This window comes from Pseudonocardia acidicola (assembly GCF_012911935.1).
In the GTDB taxonomy this organism is placed as follows: domain Bacteria; phylum Actinomycetota; class Actinomycetes; order Mycobacteriales; family Pseudonocardiaceae; genus Pseudonocardia; species Pseudonocardia acidicola.
The window spans coordinates 208,089-228,753 of sequence record NZ_JAAXLA010000001.1 but is presented as its reverse complement, the minus strand read 5'-3'; the positions used below and the strand labels follow the sequence as shown (position 1 = coordinate 228,753).

Below are 20,665 nucleotides of genomic sequence, written 5' to 3'. Positions count from 1 at the left end.
GCCGGGACGGGGGAGGGTGGGGTCGCGGCGTCCGCGGACCTGGCCGTGGCGGTGCCGTCGGCGAGGCTGACGCCCAGCACGCCGGTCAGGACGGCCGCGGCCGCGCCGACGGCCTGGCTCGCGCGGCGGATGCGGCGTCGGCCGTCGTTTCTCTCGGCGATGCGGCGGTTCCGGCTTCGGTTCACGATGCTCCGTTCGGGGGTGGACCACGGCCAGCACGCATGGCGGGGCTGTGGCGGCGCCGACCGTGTGGGGAGGCACGGGTCCACGGCGCGCGGCGTCGGACGTTACGAGCCGTCACCGCCGTGGGGAAGGACCATCACTTCAGTGGCCTAGTCGGCCCAGTCCCGGCGCCCCAGCTGTGACGGACCGCGTCCGGGCTGGTGGGCTGGCAGATGGCGACGGCTCGTCGGGGAACGTTCATCTGTGGTGAGCGCCACTACTCGGGAGCTGGATGCGCAGGGCGGCGCCGGGCCCGGGCCGCGCAAGGAGTTCGACTCGACCGCCGTGGGCCGCGGCGATCTCACTGACCAGGGCCAGGCCGAGCCCATAGTGCCGTCTGCCGTCGGTCGGGCCGGCGCCGCCGGAGGCGAAGCGCTCGAACAGCCGGGGTGCCGACTCGGCGTCTATGCCGGAGCCGTCGTCGAGGACGTCGACCGCGACCTGCCCGTTGCCGGCGTGCACCGCCACGGTGACCTCGTGGATGGCGTGGCGCACCGCGTTGTCGACAAGCGCGGTGACCGCACGCCCCAGCGCGACCGGCGAGCCGGGCACCCGGACCTGTGGGGTGTCGGCTTGCGGCCCGGTCAGCCCGATGCCCCGCTCGGCCGCCGCCGGGCCCGCCGCGGCGAGCACCCCGCGGATGATCTCGGTGAGGTCCACCGGCAGCCTGGCCCGCGCGGCGGTCGGGTCGGCGGCGAGCAGCAGGTCTTCGAGGATCTCCCCGAGCCGGGTGCTGTCGGCGACGAGACCGTCGACGTCGCGCAGCACGGCGTCGGCCTTGCTGTCGGTCTCCAGGGAGTGCAGCCGCCGACGGATCAGCTGAGCCCGGGTGTTGAGAAGGGTCACCGGGGTGAGCAGCTCGTGCCCGGCGTCGGCGACGAACCGGCGCTGCAGAGCCAGGGCGGCCGACAGCGGACGCAGCGCCCGATACCCCAACCAGGTCCCGGCCACAGCGGCGAGGAGCAGGCCCACGCCGCCGCAGAGCAACAACATGGCGATCAGCCGGTCGCGTTCGGTGTGGTTGGCCGCGAGGTCCAGCACACCCTGCACGACCGTTCCGTCGCGCTGGCGCAGCGTCTCCATCCGGTACTCGACTCCGTGGAGACGGACCGAAGCGGATTCCGGGACGCCGCTCGCGGCGACTCTGTCGAGGGCCCCGATGTCGGGCAGCCCCGTGGGCAGGCCCGTACTGACGGTCGTCGTCCCGGCCCGGTTCCGCATGACGAGCCAGGCACCGGCGGGTGGGTCGATCACGTCGTCGGCGCTGGCAACAGCCGAATGGAGCAGCGCGGTGGCTGCATGCTGCTGGCTCGTGACCACCACGGCCACGGCCACGGCGCACAGCAGCACGACGATCATCGAGGCGAGCAGCGCGGCCTGCAGGCCGAGCCGGAGCGCCGCGCGGCGCACCAACGCGGATTCGGAGTTGGGGGGCCGGGTCATGGCCGTGGGTCCCGGCCCAGCTGGTAGCCGCGGCCGCGCACGGTCCTGATGATGCCGCGGCCCAGCTTGCGCCGCAGGTAGTACACGTAGGTGTCGACGACGACCGGGCTCCCGGCCTCGGCGAACACGCCGGCGAGCAGCTTGTCCCGGCTGAACACCTGCCCGGGCCGGACGGCCAACGTGGCCAGCAGCTCGCACTCCCGCCCCGAGAGCCGGACCGGGTCCGTGCCCGCACCGGCGTGCTCCGGGAGGACCTCGCGGGTGTCCAGGTCGAGGCGGTAGCCGCCGACCGGCAGCACCCGGGCGGTGTCGAGATGGCGGCGGCGCAGTGCCCGCAGCCGGGCCAGCAGCTCGTCGACGTCGAAGGGCTTGGCGAGGTAGTCCTCGGCGCCGGCGTCGAGCCCGGCGACCCGGTCGGGCGGGCTGCCGAGCGCGGAGAGCACCAGCACCGGGGTGACGACACCGTGGCGGCGCCAACGGCCCATCAGATCGAGACCCTCGATGGCCGGTAGCCTGCGGTCGAGAACGATCACGTCGTAGTGCCGGGTGAGCCCGAGGTGCAGGCCGCGCTGGCCGTCGGCAGCGACATCGACGCGGTAGCCCTCGTCGGTGAACAGAGCGGCGAGCATCGCGCTGAGCTCGGGTTCGTCCTCGACGAGCAACAGCCGAACCCGGCCGGTGACCGCCTGTGCGGTCGCGTCCACGGCGGCCATCTTCGTCCCCCCGGACCCACCCCGCCAGAGGCTGACGCGACAGCGCCGCGCCACCCACCGTCCCAGGATTCTCCAAGAAATCCGGCGAAGGCTGGAGCCGTGAATCGCTCCCAACGGGCCCTGGTGGCCGACCGCGAACGCGGCCGACACCGGGTCGGCCAGGTGACACGCTGGACCGCTGCGGGCGGTGGCCTGGCCGCGGCGGTGATCGCCGCCCTGCTGGCGCAGGGCCCCGCCACCGCGTCGACCGCTGCCACCACGACCGTCCCCGATCCGGAGCAGGGGCCCGCGCCGGGGGCGCAGGCAGGGTCGCCGGACGCGGCGCAGTACCCCGCTCCGCAGTACTCCCCCCAGGACGGACAACAAGGGAGTGACCAGGGCCTGCAACCCCCGGTGGTGGTCCCGCGGCACTCGCGCGGGGGCGGCTCGCACGCCCTGTCGGGTGCCTCATGACCGCTGCCGTGGCCGACACCGTGACCGAGGTGCGGTTCCCGGCGATCGGGACCACGGCGGTGCTGCTGGTCACCGAACCTGCGGCCGCGCCCGTGGCGGCGGCGGTGCTGCGTGCCCACCTCGCCGACCTCGACCGGGCCTGCAGCCGGTTCCGAGCCGATTCCGAGATCCGCGGGCTGGAACGCACCGCCGGATCCCCCGTGCCGGTGAGCCCGCTGCTCGCCGAGATCCTGGACACCGCGCTGCGCGCGGCTGAGCTCACCGACGGCCTGGTCGATCCCACCGTCGGGACCACGATGGCGGCCATCGGCTACGACCGCGACTTCGCAGCTCTGCCGGTGGACGGCCCGGCCGTCGTCCCGCTGCCGGCGCCGGGGTGGTGGCGGATCGGCTGGAACCCGCGCCGCCGTGAGGTGCTGCTGCCCCGCGGAATCGCCCTCGACCTCGGGGCCACCGCGAAAGCGCTTGCGGCCGACCGGGCGGCGGCACGGATCGCCGACACGGCCGGCTGCGGTGTGCTGGTGAGCCTGGGCGGTGACCTCGCCGTCGCCGGCCCGCATCCGGCGGACGGCTGGCGGGTGCTGGTCGGTGACGACCACACCCGTCCCGACCCCGACGGGGGCCAGACGGTCGCGATCGTGTCCGGCGGGCTGGCGACCTCCGGGACCACCCGGCGCCGGTGGCGGCGTGGCGGCGAGGTGGTGCACCACATCGTCGATCCCCGCACCGGTGCCGCGCCGGGCGGCTGGCGGGCCGTCAGCGTCGCGGCCGCGTCCTGTGTCGATGCGAACATCGCGAGCACGGCGTCGGTGGTGCTCGGTGCGTCCGCTCCGGGGTGGCTGGCCGAGCGCGGCCTGCCCGCCCGGTTGGTCGCTGACGGCGGCCGGGTGTGCACGGTGGCCGGGTGGCCGGCCGGCGCGCCCGCCGGGGCGGGGACCGGCTGATGCAGGCGCTCTGGTACGCCAGCCGCTCGTCGGGGCTGGTCGCGCTGCTGCTCCTGACCGGCACCATGCTGCTGGGTATCACCGGTGTGGTGCGCTTCGCCGCGCCCGGCTGGCCCCGGTTCGTGCTGGCCCAGTTGCACCGCAACCTGTCGCTGATCACGCTGGCCTTCCTCGCGGTGCACGTGTCCACCGCGGTGATCGACCCCTACGCGGGCATCCGCTGGATCGACACCGTGGTGCCGTTCGCGTCCAGCTACCGGACGTTCTGGCTCGGGCTCGGTGTGGTGGCCATCGAACTGCTGATCGCGCTGGTCGTGTCCAGCCTGCTGCGCACCCGGATCGGGCTGCGGACCTGGCGGGCGGCGCACTGGGCCAGCTACGCGTGCTGGCCGGTCGCGGTCGTCCACGGGCTCGGTATCGGCGGCCAGGACATCCGGACCCCGTGGGTGTTGGGGCTGACGGTGGGGTGTGTCGTGCTGGTCGCCGGTGGGCTGTTCTGGCGGGTGCTCGCCGCACCCGCAGCCGAGGCGGGCCGGGCCGAGGTGATCAGGCGATGAATCCTCCGCCGACGACCGGGCCCACGTACGCCGCGATGGCCGGAACCCCGGTCCTGCCCGCCACCGGCCCGCGGCTGCTCGCCGGGTGGCACGAGACGGGCGCACCCGCCGACCTCGCGGAGCACCGTCGCCGCTACGGTCCACTGCCGCTGGCCGGCCGGCCCGGACGGCCGACCGGGTTGATCGACGAGGTCACCGCGGCGGGCCTGCGCGGACGGGGTGGCGCGGGCTTCCCCACCGCGCGCAAGCTCGCGGCCGCCGCGAGCGGTCGCCGGCCGGTGGTCCTGGCCAACGGCTGCGAAGGCGAGCCGGCCAGCGCGAAGGACGCCGCGCTCCTCGACCTCGCCCCGCACCTCGTGCTCGACGGCGCCGTGCTGGCCGCACACGCACTGGGTGCCTCGGAGGCCGTCGTCTGCGTGCACGACGGGGCCGCCGCGCTGAGCACGCTGGCCGGTGCGATCGCCGAACGCGACGATCCGGTGCCGGTCCGCCTGGTCGCCGTGCCCGCGCGGTACGTCGCCAGCGAGGAGTCGGCGCTCGTCCGATTCCTCAACACCGGCGACGCCCGCCCCACCAGCACCCCGCCACGGCCCTCCGAGCGCGGGGTCAACGGGCGACCGACCCTGGTCGACAACGTCGAAACCCTCGCCCACCTGGCCCTCGTCGCCCGTTTCGGCGCCCGCTGGTTCCGCGCCGCGGGCACCCCGGAGCTACCCGGAACGCTGCTGGTCACGGTCGGGGGCGCCGTCCGTCGTCCCGGCGTGTACGAGGTCGCGGGCGGGACCGCACTCGGTGCGGCTCTGCAGCGCGCGGGTGGCCCGGCCACGCCGGTGCCAGCCGTCCTGGCCGGCGGCTACGCCGGAAGCTGGCTCCCGGTCCCGCGCTCGCTGGACGCGCCGTTGAGCCATGAGGGCATGCGCACCGCCGGAGCAGCCCTCGGGGTCGCCGTGCTGCTGGCCCTGCCCACCGGCGCCTGCGGCCTCGCCCAGACCGCGCACCTGCTCCGCTACCTGGCCGCCGAGTCCGCGCAGCAGTGCGGCCCCTGCACCTTCGGGCTGCCCGCGATCGCCACCGACCTCACCGACATCGTGGCCTGCCGCCGCAGCGCCCCCGCCGCACTCGCGCGGCTGCACCGACGCCTCGAGGTGATACCCGGGCGCGGAGCCTGCGCCCACCCCGACGGAGCGGCCCGGCTCACCGCGAGCGCTCTCCGGGTGTTCGCCGCCGACCTGCACGACCACCTGCAGGGACGCCCCTGCCCCGGGGCGGGCGACCCGCCGCTGTTCCCGATCCCGGCACGGCGCTGAGGTGGCCGGACACGGCGGCGAACCGACGCTGCGGATCGACCCGGTCGCCTGCGTCGGGCACGGCCTGTGTGCCGAGCTGCTGCCCGAGCTCATCGACCTCGACGAGTGGGGCTACCCGCTGCCCGACCCCGGCCCGGTGCCCACCGCGCTGCTGGCGCAGGCCCGCCGGACGGTCGCCATCTGCCCCACGCTCGCGCTGCGGCTCCAACGGACGTCGGCTTGACCGGCGCCGTCGAAGCCCCGCCTCGTCAGTGGGGCCGGTTGCTCACACTCACCGCCCGGACGGGTCCCGGCAGGGCGCCGTGCGCCGGCTGACGACGCGGATGACCAGTGCAGGTCCCGCGACGCGGCGAGCTCGCCCACAGTCCCGCGCTGGCGAGGCAGGCTAGGCTCCTGCGCGTCATGCCCGGACATCCCCGCACGCCGCGATTCCCGGTGATCCCAGGCAGCGCCCGCATGCTGCTGCCGTGCCTGCTCGCCCTTCCCATGCTGGTGACCGCGGAGGTCTTCGACCTGCCGGCCGTGTTGTTCCCGGAGGGCATCGCGCTTGCGCTGGGCATCTGGGTGCTGCAGAAGCCCGCGTGGCTCAGATCCCGGGTTCAGATCGCGACGGTCCCGCCCGCGTGCGCCCTGCTGGGTGTGTTGGTCGTGCGGCTGCCGGGTCCGCGCTGGGTTCTGGCCGTCCTCGCGCTCGTTCTCGGAGTGGCGCTCCTTCAGGCGGTGCGCTGCCAACTGGCTCCGGCGCTATCGGCGGCCGTTCTGCCCGTGCTCTTCGACATTCGTGGCTGGCCCTACCCGGTCGCGGTGTTGCTGCTCTGTGCCGTTCTGGCCATGACGGCGCCGCGGCCGTCGCAACCGCAGGCTGCCGCCCGGTGGAGCACACCCGTCCTGGGGGTCTTCGGGGTGTGCGCGGTGGGATGCATTGCCGCAGCCGGCTTGATCGGGCTTCGCCCGCTCGTGGTCGCGCCCCCGCTGCTCGTTGCGTGCTTCGAATGGGTGACCATCGGAGCCCGCCCGCTGTGCAGCGGTATTCGGCGCTGGCTGCTGCTCGTAGCGGCGGGCGTTGTCGGGGCAGGGGCAGCCGCGGTCATCCCGCCCGCATGGGTCGCGGGAACCGTGGCGGTCGCGGTTGCGGCGCTACTCTGCGCGGTGCTGGCCGAGCCACTCACGCCGGCCCTGGCCACCGCGCTGGTTCCTCTCGTCGCCCACGTCCCGGACCCGTGGGTGGTGGGCACTTCGGTCGCGCTCGGAGCGGCCGTCCTGCACATGGCCCCCGTTGCACTGCGTGCCTCATGGCGCGACCGACCCGCACGCTGACCGCGTCGGCTCGGCCGCCGCGTTTCGCCGCCTGAGCTGGCACGGTGCTGTCCGAAGTGGGCCGACGGGCTACCGCCACGTAGATGAGCCTCTTGCCCGCTCGATGCCCGGCTGCTCGGGCCATCGACTCCCCAACCGCGTCCAGCGCGCCGGCGGGAAGTCCACACCACCGCAGAGGAGGCTGTCCCGTGCCGAGCGGGTCAACCGTGAATTCCCTCCGCGAGTGGCGGGCCAGCCGGCCGCCGTACCCAGGGGGTGATCCGCGCTCGCTCTCGGGCCACAGCCGTCGACCGAAGTCGACGGCATGTACGACGACCGGGACACCGTCGGATCCGCCGGCGGGTTCACGAGGTTCGGGACGGCTTCCTGACCAGGGCGGGGGTGGTCGGGTTCTCTACCGCTGCACCCGTCCGGATCTGTCGATACCCGTGTCAGCGCCCCGCGTGTTGGCCCCGGACGACGACGACCGGGCAGGGCGCGTGGTGCATGCACAAGACGACCGATCCCAGGTGCATTCCGGGTGGCTCGCCGCGGCGGGGACTCCCGATCACGAGCAGCTGCGCGTCCTCGACGGCGTCGACCAGCCCGAGCGCCGGGCGTTTTTTCGCCCCTCCGACCTCGAGGGTTCGCTTCCCCAAGGTGTGCGCTGTGACAGGAACGTCCCCATCGAGACGGTTCGATGAGAGACCCAGGTGTCAAGCGACTCCGTCGGTTCTGGAGCAGGGCCCGGTATGCCAGGCGAGGTCGGCGCCACCGGGCCGAGGACTCCTGGGAGCACAACGCCACCCGGGTGGCCGAGGTACTTGCGCCCTACATCCGCCGGCACGCCATCCGGCTCCTGATCCTCGCCGGGGACGTGCGCGCGCCGAAGTGCCTGGACGAGCATCTGCCGGCTCGCCCGGACACTCAGCATGGAGGAACTGGTCGACAGAGGCGCTCGGTCCCCACGTCCGCGGACCTCCGTGCCTCTGCGGGCCCTCGGACACCTCGTCCCGTCGAGTTACGCCGACCGGCGAATCGGTGCACACTGGTTCGAAGCCGCGTCGTGCCCGCGGCGGAGCCGCACAGGGGGACTGCCGTGTCCGCCACGACACCCACTCACCCGCGTGTCGTGCCACGGTGGCGAGCCCCGACAGCGGCGGTACGCACCAGCCCGGCAACATGGAGGACCCTGCGGCGTGAACCCCGACCGGCGGCGATCGGGACACCGGTCCGCCGACTGCCCGGCGACGGGGCGAGCGCGGTGGTCGTCGCCGTGCTGGCCGGGATCAACGTCGTGCAGCACGTGCTGGCCCCGGCGTGGTGGTGGTTCGCGCCTGCGGCAGCGGGCGCCCTGCTGGTGTGGGCACGGCTGACCGGCCTGGGCTGGGCGCAGTTGGGGCTCGGGCGGGACCGGTGGCGGTCGGGGGCGTACTGGGGGCTCGGCGCGAGCCTTGTCGTCGCCGCCGCCTACCTGATCGGAGTGCTGCTGCCCGGGAGCCGATCGGCTTTTCTGGACACCCGCTACCACCTGCCCGTGTCCGGGGCGCTGCTCTCGGCATTGGTGATCATCCCGATCGGCACGGTGCTGCTCGAGGAGATCGCCTTCCGCTCGGTGCTGTGGGCAGCGCTGGCCCGGCACACCCGCGGATGGCGGGTGCTGGCCACCACCTCGGTGGCGTTCGGGCTCTGGCACATCCTGCCGTCGCTGCATCTGGCCGCAGCCAATCCGGGCGTCTCGGCGGTGCTCGGCGGTGGGGGCCGCCCACTCGTCGTGGTCGCCACGGTGGCCTTCACCGCACTGGGTGGGGCGGTCGCCGGCGAGCTGCGCCGCCGCAGCGGCAGCGTGCTGGCCAGTGCCGGCATGCACTGGGCTACCAACTCCCTCGGTGTCCTGTTCGGCCTGGTGGCCTGGCGCCTCGCCGGGTGAATCGAGGTCGCGATGCCCGCATCCAGCGCGGACCGCCCAGCCATCGAGGCCGCGGGCGCACCGCCGGCACCCACCGTGGCTGCGGCGCGCGGGAACGCCGCCCCGCCGCGGGGCCGGTTCACCCGGCTGCGCCGCTACCTGCGCGGGCTGGACCACATCGGCCTGGTGTTCGCCCTGCTCGCCTTCCTCTGCTCGCTGACGCCGTCGCTGCTGCCCCGTTCCTGGGTGCTCCAGGGGCTGGTGTCGGGCCTGAGCGCCACCGCCGGCTACGCCATCGGCGTCGCCGTCACCGAGGTCGGACGCCGGGCCGGTGTCCCGTCCCTACCGGCGCGAGCGCATCGCCGCGTCCGCTGGGGCATCACCGGGTTCGCCGTGATCGCGGTGCCGGCCATGCTGTGGCTGAGCGCCTCCTGGCAGAACGACGTCCGGCGCGCCGTCGCGATGCCGGCCCAGGGCCACTATCTCTACCTCGGGGTGTTCGCGATCGGGGCGGCCGTGTTCGCCGGGCTGATCGGGCTCGCCCGCCTGTTCGGCGATCTCTACAACGCAGTTTTGCGACGCATGCGGCGGTTCATCCCGGTACCGGCGCTCCGGCTGCTCGCCGCGGGCCTGATCACCGTCCTGGTCGTCGTCCTGCTCAACGGGGCCCTCTACCACGGGCTGGTGCTGGCAGCCGACCACGCGTTCTCCTCGGTCGACCGGCGCACCGATGCCGGCGCGCTCCCGCCGTCCTCGCCGCTGCGCTCGGGCGGTCCCGGCTCGCTCGTCTCCTGGAACTCGCTGGGCCGGACGGGGCGCGACTTCGTGTCCTCCGGCCCCACCGTCTCCGACATCGAGCAGCTGACCGGCCGGCCCGCGGTGGCCCCGATCCGCGTCTACGCCGGGGCGAGTTCGGCAGCGAGCCTGCGCAGCCAGGCCGAGCTGGTACTCGCCGAGCTGAAACGCACCGGCGCCTTCGACCGGCCGCTGCTGGCGGTCGCCACCACCACCGGCACCGGCTCGATCGACCCGACGCTGGCCGACCCCCTCGAATACATGTACGGCGGCGACACCGCGATCGCCGCACTGCAGTACTCCCACCTGCCGAGCTGGATCTCCTTCATCGTCGACCGGACCCGGGCCCGGCAGGCCGGCCGCACCCTGTTCGACGAGGTCTACGGCTACTGGGCCGACCTGCCCCCGGACCACCGGCCACGGCTGGTCGTCTGCGGCGAGAGCCTGGGCACCTTCGGCGGCAGCGCCGCCTTCTCCGGCGTCGCCGACCTCACCACCCGCACCCAGGGAGCCCTGTTCGTCGGCCCGCCCAACAGCACCGACCTGTGGCGCGAGCTCACCGACCAGCGCGTCCCCGGCAGCCCGGAGCGCCTGCCTGTCTACGGCGACGGGCAGACCGTGCGATTCGCCGCCACACCCGCCGACCTGCGCGCCCCGGACCGATCACTGCCCAGCCCCCGGGCCGTCTTCGTCCAGCACGCCTCGGATCCCATCGTCTGGTGGTCGACCGCACTGATCTGGACCGAACCCGACTGGCTCGCCGAGCCCCGCGGACCCGACGTCGTCCCTGCGGTGCGCTGGTACCCGCTGGTGACCTTCTGGCAGATCACCTGCGACATGATCATCTCTCTGCAGCCCCCGCCCGGGCACGGCCACCACTACGGCGCCGAGGTACCGATCGCCTGGGCCGCCATCCTGCACCCGCCCGGCTGGACCGACGCGAACACCGCGGCGCTGATATCCCCGCGGTGACCAGGCGACGCCCGGCTCATCAGCGCCTACGGGAGGCCGGCGCCCGGCTGTGGCATGCCCAGCAGGGCGTCCCGGCCTCGTGGTAGGCCGTGCGGCGGCGCTGCTCGACGGGCATCACCACGCTGCGCTCGGCACCGAACCGGATCCGCTCCAGCACGTCGAAGACGTCGCCGGAGGTGACGATCTCTCTGTTCCCCGGGGCGGCCAGGTCGGCCGCCCCCCGGAGCGGCGGAACAGCCACCAGTGGAAGGCGAGCAGCACAAGCAGTGGGCCGATCGGCCCTCCCGACTGTCCGCGGAAGGCCCCACATCCGCGACCGGCCACGCCTCTCCACTGTCCACCCGGGAGGGGTGCCCCCGACTTCGATTGCGTAGTCGGATGACCCGGCTGCTCGGCCTTCATCAGACGTGGCCGGCCGGTGACCACGTGGCGCCATCGCCCGGTGGTGGCTCCGGAGTGCCGGCGGATCTGCGGTACACCGCGCACCTCATGGAGTCGCCGCCGCCAGGCGGCCGACACGATCGACCCGGCTACGAGCACGGCGCCGAGATCGACCGAAGACGAGTGCGAAGTGCTGACCTTCGCGGGCGCAGGCGGGACGAAAGTCCGTCCTCCATCCCGGCCACCGGGCCCGAGGATGGCACTCGCGCTCTCCCCGGCAGGGGGCGAAGCGCTCACCCGGTCCCGCCGAGACGGGGGCTGTCCGTGCCGATACAGACGCCGATACAGACAAGGAGGGACGACATGCAGACAGACATTCCGCAACCACGGGGTCTCGCTGGGCACTTGCTGCAACGGGAGGCGGCCCGGTGGTGGTGGGCGCCCCTCGTGGCCGGGATCATCTGGTTCCTCATCGCCTGGCTGGTGCTGCGCGCGAACGTCACCTCGCTGGCAACCGTCGGCGTTCTCGTCGGCGTGGTCTTCCTCGTCGCTGCGGTCACCGAGGGAGCCCTGGGCGGCATCATGATCGGCGGCTGGAAGGTCGTGCACTACACGCTCGCCGTGCTGTTCCTGCTGGGCGCGTTGTGGTCGTTCGTCCGGCCGATCAACACCTTCTTCGCCCTGGCCTCGACGCTGGGCCTGCTGCTGTTCCTGCAAGGGGTCTTCTACATCGCCCGCAGCCTCGCGCTGCGCGACGAGAGCCCCTACTGGTGGCTGGGGCTGACCTGCGGGGTGTTGATCGTCCTGCTCGCCCTGTGGGTCTCCACCTCCGACCGGGTGTGGGACCTGGCCGGCCGCGCGGCCTTCATCCTGCTCTGGGTGGGATTCATGGCCATCTTCCGAGGGATCTCCGACATCGTGCTGGCCTTCGAGCTCCGCCGGCTGGGGCAACGGGCGCAAGACCGGGAACCGGTAGGCGTCGGCGCGCCGCCGCCCATCCCCGCCGAGGAACGCCGTGCACCGGCGCAGGCGCAGCCGGACAAGCAGCCCCGCTCGTGACCTCAGCAGCGACTTCCGTGCCGAGCCCGTCTTCTCGACAGGTCGGCTGACCCGGACTCAGCCGCCACTCGCCGGGAGCGCCGCGGCCGAGGGTGAACCTGTGTCAGCTGATGGGGGCCGAGGCGGCGATTCCGGAGGCTCGAGGCCGGGCGCGGCCCCGGCCGGTCACTGGCTCGGATCGACCGGAACGCGGCCGGCTGCTCGGTCCAGGCCGAGCATGCAGAACGTCTTTGCGCTGCTCCGTTCGGTGACGAGCTTGACGCCCGGACCTTGCTGAGCCCGACGGCGTCGAGGATGATCTTTGCGGCAATCCGGCGATCGGCGTGGTAGTTGACGATCACGCCGACGCCCTCCACGGCAAGCCGTCTGGCGATGACCGCCGGATACCGCGTGAGCCCCCGTGACCAGCGCCGCCATCTGCGGGCGCTGCGACGCCAACCAGTACAGGGGACGGGTGTGCTGCGGTTCCTGCCCTGGCAACGCGCCGCCGCAGGCACACTGATGGCGTGGGGCGTGCTGCTGGCGCACAGCGTTGTGTGCTCATCGGCATACGGTGCTGCGAGTGTCGGCGCGCGACCCGCCAGGAACGGGGAGGGCATGGCGTTGACTGAGGAGAACGTACTGGTCATCACCCTCGACGAAGCGGCGACGGCCTCGCAGGCCCTCGAGACGCTGACCCGGCTCGCATCCGAGGGCGCGTTCGATCTCCGGGGCGCCGCTGTCGTCCACCGGTGCGGCGATGGCCGGATCCGGATCCAAGACCACGTGGGCGACGTGGAGACAGAGGGCACCCTGGCCGAGCGCCACCCCCGGCTCGCCACCCTCCTCACCATCCTCGCCGGGCCCCTCGACACGCTTCTGTTCGGCAACTCGCTCGTGGTTCTGGCCGGGGCGATGGCCGAGCCGCCGCGCGACGAACTCGCGCTCGAGCACCTCGCCCGAGCGATCCCGCCCGGGAGGACGGCGGTCATCGCCGCCGTGGTGGAGACCGACACCGACGTCCTGGACCGCGGGCTCGGCCCTCTCGGGGGACGGGTGACCAGGCGCCGGCTCGCCGAGGTCCAGGCCGAGATCGGCGCGGCCGATGACGCGCTCAGCGCCGCTGGGACGCAGGCACGGCGAGTGCTGCGCGACGCGCGCCGGACGCACGCGTGACCCGGGTGCCAAGGCGCTGGTCGGTCGCGGCGTGCGGGGTCGAGCAGCCCGTCGACGATCTCGGTGATTCGCTGACGGTCTCGGTGATCCGCCGGTGCATACCGTTGATCCGGCGGGGTGAACTGATGCACGACCACGCGGCGCGGCCGGTCGTGCGTTCCGGCACTTCGCTGCGTGCCATCCGCGCTCTCGGCGGCGCCGTTGGTGCTGGTAGCGCGGTGAGCGCAACCGCCCGTGCCCTCGTAATGCTGGTGACGACACTGCAGCCAGCGATTCGCCGACGTGCCGCGAGTGCCACGGCCGGTGGCTCATCCGTCGTCGCCGACCGGCGGGTCGGTGGCTGCGGTGTTGCGCCGGTCCTCGTAGCGCTGGAGTATCCCGATCCAGTCGATGCGGGTGAGCCCCACCAGCGCAGCGAGCAGGAGCACTTGTACCGCGATGCCCCACGGTGATCTGAACGAGGACATCACCAGCTGCCCGACACTGGTGTTCGCCGCCGCGCTCGCACCACCCACAGCGAGGCCGTAACTGACGAGCCGACCGACGAAGAACGCGGCGGTCAACGGGCCGAGAGCGACCCCGGTGAGCCCGGCCGCCTCGAAAAGCTGGGCGGACCCCACCGGCGCGAAGGCGAACAGGGCCAGCCCGGCGAACGAGCGCGTGCGGGTCCGGCTCAGGACCTTGCCCGCGGCCTCCAGGTTCGCGGTCTGCCGGGCCGGGACGTGCCCCCGCAGATGCCTGAACGCGATGGCGAGCACAAGGCGCCCCGCCGCGGCCGCCATCGCACCGATGAGCACCAGCGGCACCACGGCGAGGTGCCCGTTGAACCGGTAGAACACCAGGACCGCCCAGGTCGGTGGCCCGAAGGCCGGCATGAGGTTCACCCCGAATACGACGGCGGCCACGATCAGGTACGACGCCTGATGCTGCATCATCCGAACCTCCTCCGAGGCCGGCCCAGCCGGGGCTGCCAGCCACGACGGCCACCCGGAGCAGGGCCACTCCGGCCGTGGGTGCGGCCGGTGGACCCGGCCGCCTCCACTCGCCGATGTCCCCACTGGACACCGAAGTCACACCCAGCGGGCGAGGCGTCACGGCCCCGGGACGCTCACCGTGGACCCGTCCACGGCTGGAGGAGGAAACCCACCATGAGTGATACGAGCACCCACCCACCCGCGGCGGCCGGGCGGGGGACCACGGCCTGGTCGACCGGGTTCGCGATGTTCGCCGGCGCGGTCCTGCTGGTGACCGGTATCTGTCAGGCACTGGCCGGCATCTCCGCGCTGTTCCGCGATCAGGTCTACGTGGCCACGCCGAACTACATCTACGCCTTCGACCTCACCGGCTGGGGCTGGTTCCACCTGATCTTCGGTGCGGCGCTCGCGCTGACCGGGATCGGGGTCCTGCAGGGCCAGACCTGGGCCCGGGTCGTCGGCATCGTGCTCGCCTCGCTGAGCATCATCGCCAACTTCCTGTTCACCCCGCACTACCCGATCTGGTCTCTGGTGATCATCGCGCTCGACGTCGTGGTCATCTTGGCGCTGGTCCGCGAGCAGCGGGAGACGGTCTGACCGGCAGCCGAGCTGCCACCCGGCTACCACCTACTCGCCGAGGTCCTCACCCGCATCCGCGCACTGCCCGCCACGTCCTGACCACAGCCACCCGGCCCCGAATTCACTCGAACACGCACACCCGAGACGACGACTCGGGTCGTCGACCCGCGCACAACACCGACCCAGCCCGCAAGATCATCCGACAAAGGTGAAGATCAGTCCGCGGGCTATTCGCGGATTCGGGGCAGGACGGCGGCACGAGCGCGCCCACCACGATTCCGCACGACCGCGCCGCGCTGCATGGTCGCGGACGAAGCCACCGAGGCCGACCACGCAGACCGCCGCCCGCTCCGCCCGGCCCGCGGGGCGCCGTCACCCGCCCCAGGTGAGGCAGTGCTCCCCCCGACCAGGTCATGGTGGGCACATCATTCCCGGGAGGAGCCTCATGACCGAGACCGCCATCGCCGACCACGGGATGATCGGCGACCTGCAGACCACCGCACTCGTGACGACCGACGGGTCGATCGACTGGTTCTGCTGCCCCCGCTTCGACTCCCCGAGCGTCTTCGCCGCCCTGCTCGACGACGGAAAGGGCGGCCGCTTCCGGATCCGGCCCACGGGCACCGCGTTCACCGCCAAGCAGATGTACCTGCCGGACACCGCCGTGCTGGTGACCCGCTTCTTCACCGCCGAAGGCCTCGGCCAGGTCGTCGACTTCATGCCCCCGGCCGGCGACGCGGCCACCGACAGCCACCGGATCGTCCGCATCGTCCAGTGCGTCCGCGGGCGGATGAGCTTCGAGGTCGAGGTGGCGCCCCGGTTCGACTACGGACGGCAACCGCACCGGGCCGAGGTCACGGAGAACGGCGCCGTGTTCTCCGCGAACGGCACCACGCTGACCCTGCACCGGGTCTACGAGACCGGTGAAGAGGCACGGGCCCGCAGCGGCGTCGAGGACGGCGACCTGCACGCGACGCTGGAGCTCTCGGCCGGCGAGCTGCGCGGGGTCGTCCTCGAGTCCGACGCCGACGGTCCCCCGCGACAGATCCGGGTCGCGGAGATCAAGCGGCTGGTCGATGAGACGCAGCGCTACTGGGAGTCGTGGCTGGCGAACTCGACCTACACCGGCCGGTGGCGGGAGATGATCAACCGCTCGGCGATCACGCTGAAGCTGATGACCTACGCCCCCACCGGGGGAATCGTGGCCGCGCCGACCGCGGCACTGCCCGAGCAGGTCGGCGGCGAGCGCAACTGGGACTACCGCTACACCTGGGTGCGGGACGCATCCTTCTCAGTGCACGCCTTGATCCGCCTGGGGATGGTCGACGAGGCCGGCCAGTTCGGCTCCTGGCTGGGCGACCGGATCCGGGAACGGATGGGCAGCGACAGCGGCCCACTCAACATCATGTACCGCATCGACGGCTCCTCCGACCTCAAGGAGGACACCCTGGACCAGTGGGGCGGCTACCGCGGCTCGGCCCCGGTCCGTATCGGCAACGGCGCCGCCGAGCAGCTCCAGCTCGACATCTACGGTGAGGCGCTGGACAGCATCTACGCCGGCGTCCGAGCCGGCCTGCCGCTGCCCTACCGAGGCTGGAAGGCCATCTGCGGCATGCTCGACTGGCTGGTGGAGCACTGGGACCAGCCCGAGGAGGGCATCTGGGAGACCCGCGGCGGCCGGAAGCCATTCACCTACGGCCGACTGATGAGCTGGGTGGCCTTCGACCGCGGGGTCCGGCTGGCCACGCAGCACGGCCTGCCCGCAGACGTCGAGCGCTGGACGGTGGAGCGCGACCAGATCTACCGGCAGGTCATGGAGCGCGGCTTCTCCGACAAGCGGCGCGCGTTCGTCCAGCACTACGACACCGAGGTCCTCGATTCGGCGCTGCTGCGGATGCCCACCGTCGGTTTCATCGACGGCCGCGACCCGCAGTGGCTGTCGACGCTACGGGCCATGGACGAGGAGCTGGTCACCGACAGCCTGGTCTACCGCTACGACCCGGAGGCCTCCCCGGACGGGCTGCGCGGCTCCGAGGGCACCTTCTCGCTGTGCACGTTCGCCTACGTCGACGCCCTCACCCGGGCCGGCCGGCTCCAGGACGCCCGCAGGGCCCTCGAGAAGATGTTCACCTACGCCAACCACGTCGGGCTGTACTCCGAGGAGATCGCCCTGACCGGCGAGCAGATCGGCAACTTCCCGCAGGCCTTCACCCACCTGGCGCTCATCGACGCCGCCCTCACCCTCGACGCCGCACTCGACGCGCGGGCGCGGGCAAAGGCCTGACCTTCCCGTCCGCTCTCCCCACCCGTCCGCCCCGTCCGAAGGCAGCCATGACCTCGACGAGCCGCGGCCTCGCAGCGTCCTCGGCGAGAGCCGCGGTCCTGCCGCTGGCGCTGGCCCAGTTCATCTGCAGCTACGCCGCGTCCAACATGAATGTGGCGATCACCACGATCGCCACGGAGCTCGGGACGTCAATCACCGGGATCCAGACCGCCATCACGCTGTTCACCTTGACGATGGCGGCGCTGATGATCCCCGGCAGCAAGCTCACCGACCTGCTCGGCCGCAAGGTCTGCTTCGTCGCCGGGCTGGTCGTCTACGGCGCCGGTGCGCTGCTGGCTCTCCTCGCCCAGGGCCTGCCGCTGCTGGTGGTCGGCTACTCGCTGCTGCAGGGCGTGGGTTCGGCGCTGCTGATCCCACCCATCTACATCCTCATCACGGTGCTCTTCGACGACCTGAAGACCCGGGCCCGCTGGTTCGGCGTGGTGAGCGGCTCGGCCGGTCTCGGGGCGGCGGCCGGCCCGCTCATCGGCGGCCTCATCACCAGCTACATCAGCTGGCGGGCGTCGTTCGGCCTCCAGGCACTGGTCGTGATCGCGATCATCTGGCTGGCCCGGCGCGTACAGGACCCGCCGCTGCCCGCCGAGCGGCCGCAGTTCGACGTCCTCGGGGCGGTGTTCTCGGCGATCGGCCTGTTCTTCGTGGTCTTCGGCGTCCTGCAGACCGGCACCTACGGCTGGGTCAGGGCGAAGAAGGACGTCACGATCGGGAGCACCGTCCTGATCGCCCAGGGCGGGGTCTCGCCGGTGTGGATCCTCGTCGGCATCGGGCTCGTCTTCCTCGCGCTGTTCATCCTGCACGTGCACAACCGGGAACGGAACGGCCGCACGCCACTGGTGTCGATCCGGCTGTTCCAGAACCGGACGTCGAACCTCGGGCTCGTCACCCAGAACATGCAGTGGCTGGTCATGCAAGGCTCGTTCTTCGTCATCTCGGTCTACCTGCAGCAGGAACGCGGGCTCTCCCCGATCAGCACCGGGCTGATGCTGATCCCGGCCACCATCGGGATCCTGCTCGCCTCGGCCGGCGCCCAGCGCATGGCCGGCCGGCACTCGCAGCGGCTGCTCGTCCGGGTCGGGTTCACGCTCACCGTGGCCGGGATCGCGCTGATCCTCGGCCTGACAGCCTGGCGCCACACCGCCGACTGGACGTTCTGGCCCGGCCTGTTCGTCATGGGCTTCGGCCTCGGCACCATGCTCACCGCGTCGGTTAACGTCGTCCAGTCGGCCTGGCCGGAGGCGGCGCAGGGCGACATCTCCGGCGTGTCCCGCAGCGTCTCCAACCTGGGCTCGTCCCTGGGCGTGGCGATCGCCGGCTCGGTGATGGTGGCCGCCGCCGCCAGCGCTGTCCAGTACGGCATCTCGGTCGTCGTGGTGGGGGCTTTCGCCCTGGTCGGCTGGGTCGCCGCGGTGCTGCTCCCCCGCGAGGCGCGCAGCGAAGAGCCGGCGCCCGCCTGAGCTTGGACGGTCGTGAAAAGGCGGTCCGTGCCGGCCACGGCCCTACGGCTCCCCGCGCGGGCGTGCAAGGATCGCCTTCTCGACGGCGAACCCGGCCCGCACGCAGGGCCGACGCCACGGTGTTCACCAAACTGCCCCGATCCGCACCGTTCACGCCGCAACCCTGCTCGCCGAGATCGGCGACGCCCGTGGACGATTCCCCACCGACGACGCGCTGGCCGCCGCAGCCGGGGTCTCCCCTTCGACCCGGGCATCGGTCCTCAACCACGCTGTTCAACGACAGTTCGCACCACGAATGGCTCCACACGGCGCTGCAGCGGCCGGGCGGTTCGATGCCCGACCTCGGCTAGCGTAGGCGGCTGAGCAGCGACTGCTTGGCCTGTGCGAACTCGTGGTCGGTGAGCGCGCCGGCGCGGTGAAGCTTCGCGAGCTGGCGGAGCTGGGCGACTGGATCCGGTGCCACAGCGGCCGACGGTGCGGGCCAATCGCGACTGCACGCACGGCGTTCTCGACTGCGTCGCGGAGCCATTCGAAAGCTTGTTGCTGCGCGGTCCAGAACACGACGCTGTTCTCGTCGGTGACCGCTTGGTTGGTCTGCTGCCCGAGGCGTGATCGGCGGTCCGTGCCACCGCCGATGCTTCGTGGCCACACTGCCTTGCGGGTGACCGACGCCGAAAGGGCCCCGCTCATCCCCCGACCGGATCGTCGGGACGCCTCCCGGACCGCTGGGCCCGCAGTCGGGCCTCCGCGCGCTGCGCCTCGGCCCGGGTGTTGCGCTCGCGGCGCAGCCACTCCGGCTGCTCCTCCTTCAACGCCGCGATCTGGGCGGTGGTCAGCGGCTCGGTGATCTCGGCGCGGGCCAGCCCGGAGATCGACACTCCCAGTCGGTCCGCGACGACCTGGCGGGGATGCGGGCCGTTGCGTCGCAGCTCGCGCAACCACTCGGGCGGATCGGCCTGCAGGGCGTCGAGCTCGTCGCGCGAGACCACCCCGGCCCGGAACTCGTCGGGCGTCGCGTCGAGGTGCACGCCGAGCTTTTTCGCCGCCGTCGCGGGCTTCATCGTCTGGGTCGACCTCTGCCGCGTCATATGCCCAGGGTATCGGGGCCGGACCAGGCGATAGCCTGGGCCGGTGACCGAGCCGGGCGACACCGCAGTCTTCAGGCTCGGCTACGTCCCAGGCGTCACGCCGGGCAAGTGGGTGCGGATCTGGGCCGAGCGCCGTCCGCACGTCCCCCTGGAGCTGGTCACGGCGACCACGGACGAGGCGGTGGAGCTGATCCGGACCGGCGCCGTGGACGCCGCCGTGGTCCGGCTGCCGATCGACCGGACCGGGCTCCACACGATCCCGCTCTACACCGAGACCACCGTGGCCGTCGTCCCGAAGGAACACGTCCTCACCGCGACCGAGGAGGCCACGGTCGCGGACCTGGCCGACGAGATCGTCCTCCGCCCGCAGGACGACACACTCGCCTGGCCCGGTGACCGGCCGGGGCGGTCCGCGGCGTTCGCCCCCGCGACGACGGCCGCGGCGATCGAGTTCGTCGCCGCGGGCGTCGGCCTACTGGTCGTCCCCCAGTCGCTGGCCCGCCTCCACCACCGCCGGGACCTCGCCTACCGACCGCTGACCGACGCGCCGGGGTCGGGCGTCGGTCTCGTCTGGCCGGACGCGGAGAACACCGAGCTGATGGAAGAGTTCATCGGGATCGTCCGCGGGCGCACGGTCAACAGCTCACGCACCCCCCGCGGGGACGGAACCCCGGCATCGGGCAGACCCGCCGCCACGAAGAAGAGCGGTGCCCGGCGCCCTCCCGCCCGGCGCGGTACGCACCGTCGTTGAGTTCACCCACCGACCCGGCCACGCAGCCCTCGGCGGTGAAGACAGCGCGTCCGCCATCGCGTCGACCGGGATGATCGGCCGGCCGTCATCGGCGGCTGGCTGATCGGCTGCTGACGTCCGACCATGACCCACGCATTACGAGAATTCCGATCGGCGTGTCCACCGTGCTCTGCAGGTCCATCCGTGCACGTCCGCCGCATCGTGGGACGACCTGCTCACAGGTGTCTCCGGACCGTGGCAGCTCGACGAGGCGGCCCAACTCGACGCCG

General features: G+C 72.7%; 23 protein-coding genes and 1 pseudogene. 16 read left to right on the top strand and 8 right to left on the bottom strand.

Annotated features, from left to right (window positions below; translation table 11 throughout):
* The 3 genes from HF526_RS34425 to HF526_RS01065 all read right to left on the bottom strand — a co-directional run.
* On the bottom strand, positions 1–185 hold a 185-nt coding region (locus tag HF526_RS34425), incomplete at its 3' end, for a hypothetical protein (protein ID WP_211176585.1).
* Positions 186–420: 235 nt separating this feature from the next.
* Positions 421–1,665, bottom strand: coding sequence for a sensor histidine kinase (locus tag HF526_RS01070; protein ID WP_169379276.1), 1,245 nt, complete (start codon positions 1,663–1,665; stop codon positions 421–423).
* Positions 1,662–2,369 carry a response regulator transcription factor gene (locus HF526_RS01065; RefSeq protein ID WP_420821571.1) on the bottom strand — a complete coding sequence of 236 codons (708 nt, stop codon included), beginning with the start codon at positions 2,367–2,369 and terminating at the stop codon, positions 1,662–1,664. Before HF526_RS01065 ends, HF526_RS01070 begins: the two co-directional genes overlap by 4 nt.
* 108 nt (positions 2,370–2,477) lie before the next feature.
* Between HF526_RS01065 and HF526_RS01060 the strand changes: the two genes are divergently transcribed.
* The 6 genes from HF526_RS01060 (at position 2,478) to HF526_RS01035 (ending at position 6,956) form a co-directional block, all read left to right on the top strand.
* Positions 2,478–2,831 (top strand): hypothetical protein, encoded by a 354-nt coding sequence (locus HF526_RS01060; protein WP_169379275.1) that lies wholly within the window; start codon positions 2,478–2,480, stop codon positions 2,829–2,831.
* Positions 2,828–3,775, top strand: coding sequence for an FAD:protein FMN transferase (locus HF526_RS01055; RefSeq protein ID WP_169379274.1), 948 nt, complete (start codon positions 2,828–2,830; stop codon positions 3,773–3,775). Before HF526_RS01060 ends, HF526_RS01055 begins: the two co-directional genes overlap by 4 nt.
* Entirely contained in the window at positions 3,775–4,332 is a 558-nt protein-coding gene (locus HF526_RS01050) for a ferric reductase-like transmembrane domain-containing protein (RefSeq protein WP_211176583.1), read from the top strand. The genes HF526_RS01055 and HF526_RS01050 overlap by 1 nt, the downstream gene beginning before the upstream one ends.
* A complete protein-coding gene (locus tag HF526_RS01045; protein ID WP_239028130.1) occupies positions 4,329–5,639 on the top strand; it encodes an NADH-ubiquinone oxidoreductase-F iron-sulfur binding region domain-containing protein in 1,311 nt (436 codons plus the stop codon). Before HF526_RS01050 ends, HF526_RS01045 begins: the two co-directional genes overlap by 4 nt.
* 1 nt (position 5,640) lies before the next feature.
* The gene (locus HF526_RS01040; RefSeq protein ID WP_169379273.1) at positions 5,641–5,862 is read left to right on the top strand and encodes a ferredoxin; all 222 of its coding nucleotides are present in this window, start codon (positions 5,641–5,643) and stop codon (positions 5,860–5,862) included.
* 233 nt (positions 5,863–6,095) lie between these two features.
* Positions 6,096–6,956, top strand: coding sequence for a hypothetical protein (locus tag HF526_RS01035; protein ID WP_169379272.1), 861 nt, complete (start codon positions 6,096–6,098; stop codon positions 6,954–6,956).
* A gap of 431 nt (positions 6,957–7,387) precedes the next feature.
* Here the strand turns inward: HF526_RS01035 and HF526_RS01030 are convergent, their stop codons facing one another.
* Entirely contained in the window at positions 7,388–7,594 is a 207-nt protein-coding gene (locus tag HF526_RS01030; RefSeq protein ID WP_239028129.1) for a universal stress protein, read from the bottom strand.
* Between the two features lie 41 nt (positions 7,595–7,635).
* Between HF526_RS01030 and HF526_RS37260 the strand changes: the two are divergent.
* The 3 genes and pseudogenes from HF526_RS37260 to HF526_RS01020 all read left to right on the top strand — a co-directional run.
* Positions 7,636–7,845: pseudogene (locus HF526_RS37260) on the top strand (baeRF2 domain-containing protein); the annotation flags it as partial.
* Positions 7,846–8,199: 354 nt separating this feature from the next.
* On the top strand, positions 8,200–8,865 hold the full coding sequence (locus tag HF526_RS36720; RefSeq protein ID WP_338051204.1) for a CPBP family intramembrane glutamic endopeptidase: 666 nt from the start codon (positions 8,200–8,202) through the stop codon (positions 8,863–8,865).
* Positions 8,866–8,877: 12 nt separating this feature from the next.
* A complete protein-coding gene (locus HF526_RS01020; protein WP_169379270.1) occupies positions 8,878–10,611 on the top strand; it encodes an alpha/beta hydrolase in 1,734 nt (577 codons plus the stop codon).
* 19 nt (positions 10,612–10,630) lie between these two features.
* On the opposite strand, the gene HF526_RS01015 is transcribed toward HF526_RS01020, so the two are convergent.
* The gene (locus tag HF526_RS01015) at positions 10,631–10,852 is read right to left on the bottom strand and encodes a hypothetical protein (protein WP_169379269.1); all 222 of its coding nucleotides are present in this window, start codon (positions 10,850–10,852) and stop codon (positions 10,631–10,633) included.
* A gap of 503 nt (positions 10,853–11,355) precedes the next feature.
* On the opposite strand from HF526_RS01015, the gene HF526_RS01010 reads away from it, so the two are divergent.
* On the top strand, positions 11,356–12,051 hold the full coding sequence (locus tag HF526_RS01010; protein WP_169379268.1) for an HdeD family acid-resistance protein: 696 nt from the start codon (positions 11,356–11,358) through the stop codon (positions 12,049–12,051).
* 330 nt (positions 12,052–12,381) lie between these two features.
* Positions 12,382–13,206 (top strand): hypothetical protein, encoded by an 825-nt coding sequence (locus tag HF526_RS01005; RefSeq protein ID WP_169379267.1) that lies wholly within the window; start codon positions 12,382–12,384, stop codon positions 13,204–13,206.
* 308 nt (positions 13,207–13,514) lie between these two features.
* Here the strand turns inward: HF526_RS01005 and HF526_RS01000 are convergent, their stop codons facing one another.
* Positions 13,515–14,141 carry a hypothetical protein gene (locus HF526_RS01000; RefSeq protein ID WP_211176582.1) on the bottom strand — a complete coding sequence of 209 codons (627 nt, stop codon included), beginning with the start codon at positions 14,139–14,141 and terminating at the stop codon, positions 13,515–13,517.
* A 213-nt stretch (positions 14,142–14,354) separates the two neighbouring features.
* On the opposite strand from HF526_RS01000, the gene HF526_RS00995 reads away from it, so the two are divergent.
* The 4 genes from HF526_RS00995 (at position 14,355) to HF526_RS34915 (ending at position 18,912) form a co-directional block, all read left to right on the top strand.
* Positions 14,355–14,777 (top strand): DUF7144 family membrane protein, encoded by a 423-nt coding sequence (locus tag HF526_RS00995; protein ID WP_169379266.1) that lies wholly within the window; start codon positions 14,355–14,357, stop codon positions 14,775–14,777.
* Between the two features lie 427 nt (positions 14,778–15,204).
* Positions 15,205–17,043, top strand: a complete 1,839-nt coding sequence (locus HF526_RS00990; RefSeq protein WP_169379265.1) for a glycoside hydrolase family 15 protein — start codon at positions 15,205–15,207, stop codon at positions 17,041–17,043.
* 47 nt (positions 17,044–17,090) lie between these two features.
* Positions 17,091–18,557 carry an MFS transporter gene (locus HF526_RS00985; protein WP_169379264.1) on the top strand — a complete coding sequence of 489 codons (1,467 nt, stop codon included), beginning with the start codon at positions 17,091–17,093 and terminating at the stop codon, positions 18,555–18,557.
* Between the two features lie 70 nt (positions 18,558–18,627).
* Positions 18,628–18,912: a transposase gene (locus tag HF526_RS34915; RefSeq protein ID WP_338051205.1), complete on the top strand. Its 285-nt coding sequence runs from the start codon at positions 18,628–18,630 to the stop codon at positions 18,910–18,912.
* Here HF526_RS34915 and HF526_RS00975 read toward each other — a convergent pair.
* Together HF526_RS00975 and HF526_RS00970 are read right to left on the bottom strand one after the other, a co-directional pair.
* A complete protein-coding gene (locus HF526_RS00975; RefSeq protein ID WP_169379263.1) occupies positions 18,904–19,020 on the bottom strand; it encodes an SHOCT domain-containing protein in 117 nt (38 codons plus the stop codon). The genes HF526_RS34915 and HF526_RS00975 overlap by 9 nt on opposite strands.
* A gap of 223 nt (positions 19,021–19,243) precedes the next feature.
* A complete protein-coding gene (locus tag HF526_RS00970; protein WP_169379262.1) occupies positions 19,244–19,645 on the bottom strand; it encodes a DUF5997 family protein in 402 nt (133 codons plus the stop codon).
* A 43-nt stretch (positions 19,646–19,688) separates the two neighbouring features.
* Here HF526_RS00970 and HF526_RS00965 point away from each other — a divergent pair, with 43 nt between their 5' ends.
* The gene (locus HF526_RS00965; RefSeq protein ID WP_169379261.1) at positions 19,689–20,396 is read left to right on the top strand and encodes a LysR substrate-binding domain-containing protein; all 708 of its coding nucleotides are present in this window, start codon (positions 19,689–19,691) and stop codon (positions 20,394–20,396) included.
* Positions 20,397–20,665 lie beyond the last annotated feature (269 nt).